Source organism: Erysipelothrix sp. strain 2 (EsS2-6-Brazil), assembly GCF_016617625.1.
In the GTDB taxonomy this organism is placed as follows: domain Bacteria; phylum Bacillota_I; class Bacilli_A; order Erysipelotrichales; family Erysipelotrichaceae; genus Erysipelothrix; species Erysipelothrix piscisicarius.
Genome location: NZ_SBAR01000023.1, coordinates 1 through 12,070, shown reverse-complemented (window position 1 = coordinate 12,070; position 12,070 = coordinate 1). Strand labels below are relative to the sequence as shown.

At 37.5% G+C, this 12,070-nt stretch carries 14 protein-coding genes; 9 read left to right on the top strand and 5 right to left on the bottom strand.

Features of this window, described 5'->3' with window-relative positions:
* Window positions 1–155 precede the first annotated feature (155 nt).
* From EPJ89_RS08570 to EPJ89_RS08550, 5 genes are all read right to left on the bottom strand, one after another.
* Entirely contained in the window at window positions 156–1,121 is a 966-nt protein-coding gene (locus tag EPJ89_RS08570) for an NAD-dependent epimerase/dehydratase family protein (RefSeq protein WP_200549533.1), read from the bottom strand.
* A 90-nt stretch (window positions 1,122–1,211) separates the two neighbouring features.
* Complete coding sequence (locus tag EPJ89_RS08565; protein ID WP_200542575.1) at window positions 1,212–1,931, bottom strand: YaaA family protein; 720 nt, start codon at window positions 1,929–1,931, stop codon at window positions 1,212–1,214.
* On the bottom strand, window positions 1,931–2,284 hold the full coding sequence (locus tag EPJ89_RS08560) for an arsenate reductase family protein (protein ID WP_125163994.1): 354 nt from the start codon (window positions 2,282–2,284) through the stop codon (window positions 1,931–1,933). Before EPJ89_RS08560 ends, EPJ89_RS08565 begins: the two co-directional genes overlap by 1 nt.
* 37 nt (window positions 2,285–2,321) lie before the next feature.
* Window positions 2,322–2,831, bottom strand: coding sequence for a hypothetical protein (locus tag EPJ89_RS08555; protein ID WP_200542574.1), 510 nt, complete (start codon window positions 2,829–2,831; stop codon window positions 2,322–2,324).
* A 69-nt stretch (window positions 2,832–2,900) separates the two neighbouring features.
* Window positions 2,901–3,404 carry a transcription repressor NadR gene (locus tag EPJ89_RS08550; RefSeq protein ID WP_161636802.1) on the bottom strand — a complete coding sequence of 168 codons (504 nt, stop codon included), beginning with the start codon at window positions 3,402–3,404 and terminating at the stop codon, window positions 2,901–2,903.
* Window positions 3,405–3,538: 134 nt separating this feature from the next.
* Between EPJ89_RS08550 and EPJ89_RS08545 the strand changes: the two genes are divergently transcribed.
* The 9 genes from EPJ89_RS08545 to EPJ89_RS08505 all read left to right on the top strand — a co-directional run bounded on the left by EPJ89_RS08545 (window position 3,539) and on the right by EPJ89_RS08505 (window position 11,927).
* Window positions 3,539–4,558, top strand: coding sequence for a glycosyltransferase family 4 protein (locus EPJ89_RS08545; protein WP_200549531.1), 1,020 nt, complete (start codon window positions 3,539–3,541; stop codon window positions 4,556–4,558).
* Between the two features lie 40 nt (window positions 4,559–4,598).
* Entirely contained in the window at window positions 4,599–5,180 is a 582-nt protein-coding gene (locus EPJ89_RS08540; protein WP_200549529.1) for a membrane lipoprotein lipid attachment site-containing protein, read from the top strand.
* Window positions 5,181–5,277: 97 nt separating this feature from the next.
* The gene (locus EPJ89_RS08535; protein ID WP_244660824.1) at window positions 5,278–6,834 is read left to right on the top strand and encodes a ClC family H(+)/Cl(-) exchange transporter; all 1,557 of its coding nucleotides are present in this window, start codon (window positions 5,278–5,280) and stop codon (window positions 6,832–6,834) included.
* A gap of 131 nt (window positions 6,835–6,965) precedes the next feature.
* On the top strand, window positions 6,966–8,822 hold the full coding sequence (htpG, locus tag EPJ89_RS08530; RefSeq protein WP_200542569.1) for a molecular chaperone HtpG: 1,857 nt from the start codon (window positions 6,966–6,968) through the stop codon (window positions 8,820–8,822).
* Between the two features lie 120 nt (window positions 8,823–8,942).
* Window positions 8,943–9,545 (top strand): 3'-5' exonuclease, encoded by a 603-nt coding sequence (locus EPJ89_RS08525; protein WP_200549525.1) that lies wholly within the window; start codon window positions 8,943–8,945, stop codon window positions 9,543–9,545.
* Complete coding sequence (locus EPJ89_RS08520) at window positions 9,546–10,097, top strand: haloacid dehalogenase-like hydrolase (protein WP_125164001.1); 552 nt, start codon at window positions 9,546–9,548, stop codon at window positions 10,095–10,097.
* Window positions 10,098–10,214: 117 nt separating this feature from the next.
* Window positions 10,215–10,595, top strand: coding sequence for a hypothetical protein (locus EPJ89_RS08515; protein ID WP_013853417.1), 381 nt, complete (start codon window positions 10,215–10,217; stop codon window positions 10,593–10,595).
* The gene (locus EPJ89_RS08510) at window positions 10,592–11,035 is read left to right on the top strand and encodes an NfeD family protein (protein WP_161636796.1); all 444 of its coding nucleotides are present in this window, start codon (window positions 10,592–10,594) and stop codon (window positions 11,033–11,035) included. The genes EPJ89_RS08515 and EPJ89_RS08510 overlap by 4 nt, the downstream gene beginning before the upstream one ends.
* 1 nt (window position 11,036) lies before the next feature.
* Window positions 11,037–11,927, top strand: a complete 891-nt coding sequence (locus EPJ89_RS08505) for an SPFH domain-containing protein (protein WP_200549523.1) — start codon at window positions 11,037–11,039, stop codon at window positions 11,925–11,927.
* Window positions 11,928–12,070 lie beyond the last annotated feature (143 nt).

Sequence of the window (12,070 nt, the reverse complement as noted above, 5' to 3'; positions counted from 1 at the left end):
GAGCAAACTAAAAGGACTGACTCCTGCACAGTACAGAAATCAATCCTTTAGTTTAACTCTTAATTAAACCGTCCAAGATATTGGGGGCAGTTCATTTTTACTTGTCTACTTTTAGTTTACTACTCCAAGATATAGGGTGCTGTCTTTTTTTGTGTTTATATGCAATGACGAAGTGTCTCGCGAATGACTGATTTGATGTCGTTTTCAGGAGTAATTCCTAGGGTTTCCATTGTATCCGCGGGATCGAGGTAGAGATCCTCTTCATTCATCTTTTGGGATATGGCGACGTGGATCCCGTGTTCTTTACCTTCAGCTGCAGCATGTTGATCTGCCGCGATGTATCGATCAGCCATGCTTTCATAATCAACAACGTGTATTTGAGTGTCTTGGTTTAATGCTTCCACAATCATGTGGAAAAATTCTTCATATTTAAGGTTTGAATCGCATATTGCGTAGGTTGTACGGTGGGTTCCGTTTTCAAGTGCTCCTACAGCGGCTTCTGCGACCTGTGTGGCGGTTATGATGGCAGTCCCCCCTTTGTGTACCGGATAAACGGGTTGGTCACGTACCATGTCCACAAACATCTTCCAAAGCGGTGTTCGACCTGGCATTGTACCAAATATATAAGGGAGTCGAAGACTTGTAACGCGCATCGCTCCTTCACCTTCAGCAAAGGCAATTTGTTCTTGAAGTAAACGTGTTCCGGGATAACCTTGATTTTTTAAGTTATATTGCGGCAGACGTTCCGCAAACTCTGAAAAGTAAGATCCAAAAACAACAAAACTTTCAACACCTGCTTGAACAGCTAGTCGCGCAATACGTTGTGTGGGTAAAACATTTGCTTGATAGAAAGCCCGATAGGATGGAGCATCTGGCAACCAGCGTTCATCGGCACCAATTGCGTAAACAAATCCATCGACATCGTAAAGCATATCAACAATTTCAGAGTCGCTCATTTGATTAATATCACCTAAATGGCTTTCCACATTATCCGGAAATAAATTTTTGGAGGGCATTGGAGGAAGGGACATTGTCTTTACCTGATAGTCTTTTTTCAAGAGTTCGCAAATGGTATGATAGCCAAGAAATCCCGTTCCACCTAAAACAAATACTTTTTTCATGTACATAAACCTCGCTTTCGAGTATAGTGTAGCATTTTGACGATATCCGTTGGAAAAAGTATGGTGAAAACTGCACAAAAAAAGAAAGACTTAGCTTTCTTTACGCGTAAATATATAGGTATCCTCTGTGGACAATTCACGATTGTAACTGTAACCATCAAAACGTATGGATTTCAGTTCTTGGAAAGAATGGATACGTTTTTCAATTAAGTGTGAGACCATTTTCCCACGAGCGATTTTTACGTATGTCGATTTTGTTTTGAAGGTGTCACCGACCTGTTCTTTAAAATCAAGCGTAATCATCGGCACATTGAGATGTGCTTGGTCAATCATCGAACTGTACTCGTTGGATGCGAGATTAACAATAGGTTGCGCAAGGCGGTTTAAGTAGTTTGTAATTGGGTTACGCCAGATTTTGTAGAGATCCATGGGTCCATTCATCATAAAATCAAGACGATAACGGCCTACAGCAGAAGAACACTTTGAAAGGCCGTAGAGTGCGGAGAAAATATACAACCGATCTTGTGCCTCTTGATAATCATCAGTAGACCACTGTTCTCGATTCATATTTTTAAATGAAGACCCTTGATAAGACCACAGTGCCGGGGTTGTTTCAGAAAAATTTTGGTAATTATGATACACGGTATCCGCAATTTTATCGGAGATGTTCATCATCGATTTAAGTTCATCCCGTGTATATGCTTGCATGGTTCTAAGAATTTCTGATTTGAGGTCGGGAAAAAGAGAATTCTCAAGATTAAATTGAGAATTCTCTTTTTGTGTTTTCGTTGGTGATACGAGAATAATCATTACTTTAAGGTCTCATACATCTCTTCGTGGAACCCAACAAACACACCATGGTCTCCAATTAATAACGGTCTACGAACTAAACGACCGGTTGTAGAGAGCAATTCAAGGGCTTCATCATCGCTCATTTCAGGAAGTTTATCTTTAAGTTTCATTTCGCGATAAACAATCCCAGATGTATTAAAAAAGCGTTTAATAGGCAAGCCACTAATCTGGAGCCATTCTTTTAATTCTGCTTTCGTTGGATTTTCAAGCATCATGTCACGATAAACAACATCGATATTGTTTTCTTCCAAATATTTTACAGCGCGTTTGCATGTGGAACATTTTGGATAGTAAATAAATAATGGTTTCATAAGAACCTCCCTTTAAATATATGTTAATGATAACATATTATTTTAAAGGAATACGTCTTAAAATTGTGGATGCGATGGTAAAGTCGACAAGACTGTGGATAAAACCACCAACACCAACCGCTAAGAAGACAACGGTAAAATAAGAACCGGTAGATATTGATTGAGAAAAAAAGAAAGGTGTAACGGCGAGACACTCAAGGGTAGCATGAATGATTCCGATAATAATATTAAAACGGATGCGTTTTCCTTTATGACTTAAGAAGTCTGGATTTTTTTTGATATAAAGCGACCCTAATAACGCAAAAACACAATGCGAAAAAGCACGAACGGCTACGATAAATGGGGTTGAGAGAAGAAACCCAATACCGGTACCAATTGCAACGGCAAGTGCTACAGATGGCGAAATAAACATCGCAACGAAAAGTGGAACATGACTTGCAAGTGTGTAGGATGCAGGTGGGATGATGATTTTAGGCATAAACATCGGTATGGTGATACCGAGTGCAATCAGCAGTGCAGTGATGCTTAGATTACGAACAGATTTCATTGTGAACCTCCAAAGTGTCTTGACACCTAGGAGTATTGTAGAGGGAAAAGAAAAAGGTGTCAAGACACCCTAGTTACTTTCATAGAGAAACGCATGTTTTTTTAATTCAGTGATTAAATCGGCGTAATTTTCTTCAGAGACGGCAACGCGATGCAAGTGAATACCATTGGTTAAGGAGGCAAGCAATTCGGGGTTTTGATTCATAAAAAGGTCTATATCCTCTTGAGATTGGATGTTTAATTGCCCTGTAAGGTAACCATAAATTGGATGTTCAACGGTGACATCCAAAACTTGAGCGTGATGCTTAATGAATATTTCTAATTCTCTTTGGGTATCCTGGTGATTGTGTTGCATCGCCAAGGTGTATATATTTCGATTCGCATCAATACGATTCATGAGATAACCCTTACCCGTTGCGATGATATCGTGCCCTTGCGCTCTAAGTAGTGCGACATCACCAACAATAATCTGTCGTGAGACATTGAAACGTTTTGCGAACTGATTTGCACTGATTGCATGCTCGGATTCTATCAATTTTGTAATAATTTGTGTACGTCGCATATCGCCATGCATCTAAAATCACCTCTTATAACTTATTGTAACGAAAGATACACAAAATTGAAAGAGAAAGGTTGTCTTAGAACCTTTATTGACAGGTTCTAGTCACAATGATAGGCTAAGAGTACAGATGAAAAAGGCGGTTAATCATGAAAATATTACTCTATCAAAAGGGCGAGAAAGCATTTAGTAAATCGGGAATTGGACGTGCAATGAAGCACCAAGTTCGTGCATTGACCGAAGCTAAAGTCGATTTCACAACAAACACGCAAGACGACTTTGATTTGGTTCATATTAATACTGTGGATTTTGGTGCGCGCATGTTTGCACGTAAAGCCCATCGTCGGGGTAAAAAGGTTGTGTATCACGCCCATTCTACCGAGGAAGACTTCCGAAATTCATTTATGTTTTCCAATCAAATTGCCCCACTCTTTAAAAAACATATTGTTTCAAGTTATAAGTTGGGGGATTATATTTTGACACCAACACCCTATTCCAAGCGAATTCTTGAAGGATATGGAATCACGATCCCAATTGAAGATATTTCCAACGGCATTGATTTAAGTCGATTTGAATATCGTGATGAAAAGGTTCAAGCATTTAGAGAGTACTTTAAGATTAAAGAAGGTCAACCTGTAGTGGTTTCGGTGGGACTCTATTTTGAACGCAAAGGATTGCCTGATTTTATGGAAGTTGCTCGAAAGATGCCCGAGGTAACATTCATTTGGTTTGGTCACACTCCGCTTGCAAGTGTTACACAAAAGATTCGTGATGCGATTAAACAGAAACCGGATAATGTCTTACTACCTGGTTATATTGCGGGCGATATTATTGAAGGGGCATATATGTGTGCTGATCTGTTCTTTTTCCCATCTTACGAAGAGACAGAGGGTATCGTTGTTTTGGAAGCATTGGCTGCACATTGCCAAACCCTTGTTCGAAATATTGGCGTATACGATCCATGGCTTGTGGATGGTGAGAATTGTTATAAGGGTGAATGTAATGAGGATTTTATCCGCATTATTCAAGGATGTCTTGATCAAACTTTGCCATCTACAACTGAGGCAGGATATCAAGTAGCGAAAGATCGCAGTATTAAAGCGATTGGGGAACAATTAAGAGGGATTTATACAAAAGTTTTAAATCAGGATTCCGACATCTTTAAGTAAGGTTGTACTTATGATATTATGACGATAACGAGGTGGATATATGAAACGTCTAAGTGTTTTTTTAGTTCTATTACTAATTTTAACGGGTTGCAGCGATACGCCGGAAAAACCGGAAGTGGTTGAACCGCCTGTGAATACATATGAAACCATTGCATTTAAACTGGGTGGGAAAGCGTATCAACTCCCAGTATCGTATCAAACCTTATATGAAGATGGATGGATTCCGACAACAGATATTGAAAGCATCTCCCTGGCTTCAAATAGTTATACAGATGGTTATGCTTTACGCAAAGATCGAAATATTATCTGGATTGCATTCTTTAATCCCGAAGATGAAGAAAAGATGTTAGAAGAGACGCTTGTAGCATCGATAAGTGCTGAAAATCGTGAATCGTATTATGATGATCCTGTGGATATTATTGTCCATGAAGGCATTTCCTTTGAAACACCCAAAGAAACAATCATAGAACAATTAGGGGACTACACGGAAGATGAAAATGCACGATTTAAAAACATTACATTTGAACATACTAAAAAAGCTAAAAGTGTTTTCAAATTTGATATTGATTCGGGACGTATGGAATATATTGAAATTACAAATTATCGAAAACCAAGGTCGTAAAATAGATACAAATGCGTATCTATTTTTTTTTTATTTATTCTTGTCAGAAAAACATCATAAGCGTATGATAATGAAGAAAAAGTTGGGAGTTGTCATTTTGAAGAAAAAAGAACAGATTATTAATTATTTTGATAAGACGCGTTTAGCCTTTATTGGTAAGGGAATACTGGTAGGTATCTGCGCAGGTCTTGTTGTCAGTTTATTTCGATATCTTATTGAGGAATTGTTAGGACTTGTGAAGTTGGGTTATGCACTCTTACACATTAATCCTCAAATGATTCTTTTCTGGGTTATCGCATCAATCATCCTTGCGATGGTTTTGGGGCTCTTTATTAAAAAAGATCCAATGATTAAAGGCAGTGGTATTCCGCAAATTGAAGGTCAAATATTAGGGGTAATGCACATGAATTGGCTCTCGATTGTTTTGCGAAAAGGAGTTGCGGGTGTTTTGGCTATTGGATCTGGGCTCTTTTTAGGTAGAGAAGGACCTTCGATTCAGTTAGGTGCAGCCGTTGGACAAGGTGTTAATGAAGGATTTAAAGGCAATAGGATGTCTGAAAAGGTATTGGTCTCAAGTGGAGCAGGAGCGGGTCTCGCCGCGGCGTTTAACGCTCCGGTAGCAGGGTTGTTGTTTGTATTGGAAGAGGTTCATCATAATTTCTCGCCACTTGTTCTTCTAACGACACTTGCGGCAACGACAACAGCAAATTTTATTTCACTTTACTTTTTTGGTTTAAGACCAATCCTATCGTTTGGATATTTACAAACATTTGAGTTGAAGCATTATGGATTCTTAGTGCTCTTAGGTGTGCTTTTAGGTGTAGCGGGCTTTATCTACCAAAAAGTCGTTCTCTGGATACCTACGGTCTACAGCAAGCTCAAAAAAATTCCACCATATTTTTACGGAATTATTCCATTTATCCTCGTAATTCCGATTGGTTATTTTTATCCACACTTAATTGGAGGAGGTAGTGATATTATTCATCTTCTTGCGGAGAATCCTTTTGGACTTTCCACACTCATTTCAATCTTTATTCTAAGATTTATATTCTCGATGATTTCTTATGGTTCTGGTCTACCAGGAGGTATATTTTTACCAATTCTTTCTCTTGGTGCCTTGTTAGGGGCAATATATGGTGTATTTTTAACGACACAGTTTGGCTTCGATCCGAACCTTTTAAAATCATTTATTGTGATTGCAATGGCAGGGTACTTTACCGCCATTGGTAAAGCACCGCTCACGGCAATTGTGTTAATCACTGAGATGGTTGGTAATTTTGATCAACTGATGCCGATGGCGGTTGTTTCTTTGGTTGCTTATGTCATTTCGGATTTATGTGGGGGAGAACCTGTGTATGAAGCGATGTTGGAACGTTTGGTGGGAGAACGGGAACCCAATATTACCGGTCAAAAAGTTATTGTTGAACTGTGTGTGCACGTTGAAAGTGCTCTTGACGGTTGCATGGTTCGTGATGTTAGTTGGCCAAGATCAAGTCTTTTGACAGGGATAAGTCGGGGAGACCATGAATTTATTCCACATGGAGATAGTATTATTTGTGCGGGTGATACATTAATGATTTTAACTAATCGTGATTCAAGCGCAGAAGTACGTGAGTATCTTTCCAGTTACGTAGGTGTTAAAAAAGCAGTTTAGGACTGGTTTTTTAATGGACTTATTTATTATTAGGGTTAAAGCACTAAAAAAATTCTCAAACCCGTTGACAAAATACAAGAATGCGATATGATATTAGCACTTAACGAATTAGAGTGCTAAGGAGGAATAGAATGGCTCGAACAAAACAATTTAAAGCTGAATCAAAAAGGCTACTGGACTTAATGATTAATTCTATCTATACAAACAAGGAAATTTTCTTACGAGAACTCATATCAAATGCGAGTGATGCGGAAGATAAACTTTACTATAAATCTTTGCAGGATACCTCGATTGAAATCAGTAAAGACGATCTAAAAATAGAAATTGAATTGGATGAGGAGAACCGTACCTTAACCATTCATGACTATGGTATTGGTATGACTGAAAAAGAATTAGAAACTTATCTGGGGACAATTGCGAAAAGTGATTCGCATGCCTTTAAAAAAGCGCTTGAGGAAGGTGATGATGCGGTTGACGTCATTGGCCAATTCGGTGTGGGTTTCTACTCTGCGTTTATGGTAAGTGATCACGTTGATGTTATCTCAAAGGCTTATGGTTCTGAAGCTGCTTATAAGTTTAGCTCGGATGGATTAGATGGATTTAAAATTGAAGCAGCAGAACGGGAAAAACACGGAACCACAATCGTATGTAAGATTAAAGACAATACGGATGACGAATTTTATGAACGATTTATTGATGAGTACACAATCAAGAATTTAATCAAAACATATTCAGATTACATTCGTTATCCAATTGAAATGAAAGTAGAAGACGAAGTCGAAGTTTTAAACTCAATGATTCCAATTTGGAAACGATCCAAAAATGATGTTACTGAGGAAGCATTAAATCAATTCTATAGAGATAAATTCCATGATTATGATGATCCATTTAAAACAATTCAGATGAAAGTTGAAGGAAACCCTTCTTTCGATGCATTACTGTTTATTCCTAAACATGTTCCAATGGATTTCTACTCACAATCCTTTGAACCCGGACTCCAACTTTACAGTCGTGGCGTGTTTATCATGGATCACAACAAGTCTTTAATTCCGGAAGAATTCCGATTTGTAAGAGGACTTGTGGATTCACCTGATTTAAATCTAAATATTTCACGTGAAATCCTACAACATGATCGACAACTTGCTGCGATTTCAAAACGAATTGAACGAAAGATCAAAAGCGAACTAGAGCTAATGATGAAAAACGATCGTGAATCGTATGAATCATTCTGGAAAAACTTTGGTCTTTCAATAAAATATGGTATTTACACGTCTTACGGATCAAAAAGCGATGCCTTAAAGGATCTTGTCCTCTTTAAGAGTTCACAGGGTGATGATTTGGTATCGTTCAAAGAATATATGGAACGTATGAAAGAAGATCAAGAAGAAATCTATTATGTTTCTGGTGAAAACGAAACAAAATGTGCTCATCTACCTCAGACTGAATTTGTTGTTTCAAAAGGTTATGAAGTACTTTATTTCACAGATGAAATTGATGAATTTGCAATTCAAATGTTGCGTGAGTATGAGGGCAAAGCCTTCAAATCAATTAATCAAGGAGACCTTGATTTAGTTGATGATGAAACTAAAAAATCAATTGAAGCGAAAAAAGAAACGCATAAACTTTTAATTGAAGCATTAAAAGAAGCTTTAAAGGATGAAGTTGATGATGTAACCTTATCCACTCGCCTCGTAAATCACCCAGTGTGTCTCGCCAGTGAAGAGGGTGTTTCATTTGAGATGGAGAAAGTGTTGAATGCGATTCCTGATCAAGGGGAACACGTGAAAGCAAAACGGATTTTAGAAATTAATCCAGAACATCCACTACTTGATGCACTTGAAAATGTTCATCAAAACAAACCTGAGGAACTCGGTGATTTTGCGACCATCTTATATGATCAAGCATGTCTAATCGAAGGACTTCCTATTAAAGACCCAGTAACATTCTCAAAACGCGTTGCTGACTTAATGGTAGCTTCCGCAAAATAATAACATTATGCAAAACCCCTTTATGAATCGTAAAGGGGTTTCGCGTATGCGGTTGATAATAAAAAAACTGTGGTTTTAGACTGATTGTGCTACAATAGATTTAGAAAAAGAGGATTTGTAATGCGAAGTGTAGGAGAAAATCTACTGAAGTTTGTTCCTAATTTTACGGTAATTGACTTAGAAACAACAGGACGTAGTAATAAGTTTGAAGACGTAACGGAATTAAGTGCGATAAAGTATCGAAATTATAAACAAGTCGATGCATTTTCCACATTGGTAAAACCTGATAATTCAATTCTTCCTTTTGTTGTAGAGCTAACTGGCATTACCGAAGAAATGGTTTCCGATGCACCTAAAATAAATGAGGTTATCGAACAATTTGTTGAGTTTATTGGGACTGATGTTATTCTTGGTCATAATGTAATGTTTGATTATGGTCTTGTTTATGATGCTTATCTCGATGTTGTTGGGAAACGTATGCATAACGATTACGTTGATACGCTCCGCGTTTCAAGGCTTTTAAATAAAGATTCTAAGAACCATAAATTAGAAACTTTATGTATTTACTTTAATGTTGAGCGTTTAGTGGGACATCGGGGTTCAGAAGATTGTCTTCAGACTGCAGAAGTCTATATCAAAATGAAGGATAAGTATAAACACCTACGACAGATTCAAAAAGAACAAAAACCAAAAGTATATCCTGTAGAAAAGGGGGCAGAATAAATGAATGTTTATGATTTCGATAAGACCATTTATGATGGGGATAGTTCCATGGATTTCTATAAGTACAATTTAAAACGTGATAAATCGATCATGAAATTTTGGCCGCGTCAAATCAAAGCAGCGCTTGACTATAAACGTGGAAAGATTGATAAGACAGAAATGAAAACTGTTTTTTATGAGTATTTCACGGCGATTCCTGATATTAGAAAACGAGTCTTAGAATTTTGGGATGAACACCGTGATAAGATTAAACCATGGTATCTTGAACAAAAACGTGATGATGATTTAATTATATCAGCATCACCGGAGTTTATGCTTGAACCAATTTGTGATGAATTAGGTATTGAATTGATCGCTTCGGTTGTTGACCCAAAAACTGGGAAGAATCTCAAACATAATTGTTGGGGTGCTGAAAAAGTTGCACGTATGGAAGCATTTTATGATTTGGGTCTGATGGAAGATTTCTATTCTGATTCCTATTCAGATGATCCACTCGCACAGTATGCCGAGCATGCGTATCTCGTAGAAGGTAATACGATAAAACCTTGGTAGAAATAAGACTGATACTCTCTTTACGAGGGGATCAGTTTTTTTATTTCACTAATTATTGGTGAAAATATTGAAATTAGTGAAATTAGTGGTATAATTTGAAAAGTAAAGGAGGTCGCTATGTTTGAATGGGTAACAGGAAATGCACAACTTCAAGTTGTGACTTTGACTGAAAAAAGTTTAACATTAAATCAAAATGCATCATCTCATTTTAAAGACAGTCAGTATGTCTTGGTTGGTTTTTCAAAAGATGGGCAGGTTGGCATTAAGCCAGTTACAAAACGCGATCTTGAACTGAATGTCTATCCAGTCGAGAATTTGCATAAAATTTCAATTGGTAAAGGTTATGCGAAGGTAAATAATAAAGCGTTGTGTGATTTAATCTCTGCTAAAGTAGGGAAAAATCTTGACGGTCAGAAGGTTATTGCGAATTATGACAAAAAAGAACGTGTTCTAACATTTGATTTGTCATCACTAAATGAAGAGGGAGTGATACTATGACATTAACGATGGATTGGGTATGGCTAATTGTTTGTTTAGGGATGTTGGTGCTTGAAGTAATCACGGTTGGAAATTTGGTTTCCCTTTGGTTTTCATTTGGTGCGCTTGCGGCACTAGGTACAACATTTTTAACAGATAATGTAGCAGTACAGTTAGCGGTTTTCGCTATAGTAAGTGTTGCGGCATTAATTATGATTCGTCCAATGACTAAAAATCTCTTAAGAGGTAATGTTGTTTCGACGAATGCGGATCGTTTAATTGGCCGTCAATTTATTTTAAATGAAGAAATTAACCAAGATTCTTGGGGAAAAATCAAGGTTCATGGCGAGGAATGGTCCGCAACGACGGCAGATCAATCTTCAATTTCAGCACATACACGTGTTGAAGTTATTGCCATAGAGGGTGTAAAATTAATTGTGAAAAGTGTAGAGGAGGCTTAACATGCCAGGAATAATTTTATTTTTAGTCATTTTAGCATTAGTATTAATCATTATTGGATATTGCATTCGTGTGATTCCGCAATCAAATGCCTATGTTGTTGAACGATTAGGTGCTTACAGTCATACACTCGATAAGGGAATGCATTTAATTCTGCCGTTTGTAGATCGTGTTGCAAATAAAGTTTCTTTAAAGGAACGTGTTCAAGACTTTGCACCACAACCTGTTATTACAAAAGATAACGTAACAATGCAAATTGATACGGTTGTCTATTTCCAAATTACAGATCCAGTATTATATACATACGGTATTCATAATCCAATTAATGCTATTGAAAATCTTACAGCAACAACGCTTCGTAATATAATTGGGGATTTGGAGTTAGACCAAACCTTAACGTCGCGTGATATCATCAACTCAAAAATGAGAGCAATTCTTGATGAAGCAACAGATCCTTGGGGTATTCGTGTACAACGTGTTGAAGTTAAAAACATTATTCCTCCACGTGATATTCAAGAAGCAATGGAAAAACAAATGCGTGCTGAACGTGAACGACGCGAGTCAATCTTACGTGCAGAAGGGGAAAAACGCTCTGCAATTCTGATTGCTGAAGGGGAAAAGGAATCAACCGTACTTCGAGCTCAAGCTCGTAAAGAAGCAATGATTACAGAAGCTGAAGGGGAAGCCCAAGCTATGGAACGTGTGTTTGACGCTCAATCTAAAGGGGCACAACTGTTAGCATCTATTGATCCAAATAGCGCTTATCTAAAACTTAAGAGTTTTGAAGCGTTTGAAAAAGCAGCAAATGGCCAAGCAACAAAAATTATTGTTCCTTCGGATTTACAAAACTTAGCTTCCGTTTTAGCAGCAGGTAAAGAAATTATTAACAAATAATATAAGACCACTCTTAGTGGAGTAGTAAACTAAAAGTAGACAAGTAAAAAAGACTTGTCTACTTTTTTTGTGTAATAATAAAATCAGAGATAAAACGGAGGTATTAATGATGGGAAGACCCAAAGGCGGATTAAATAATAAAT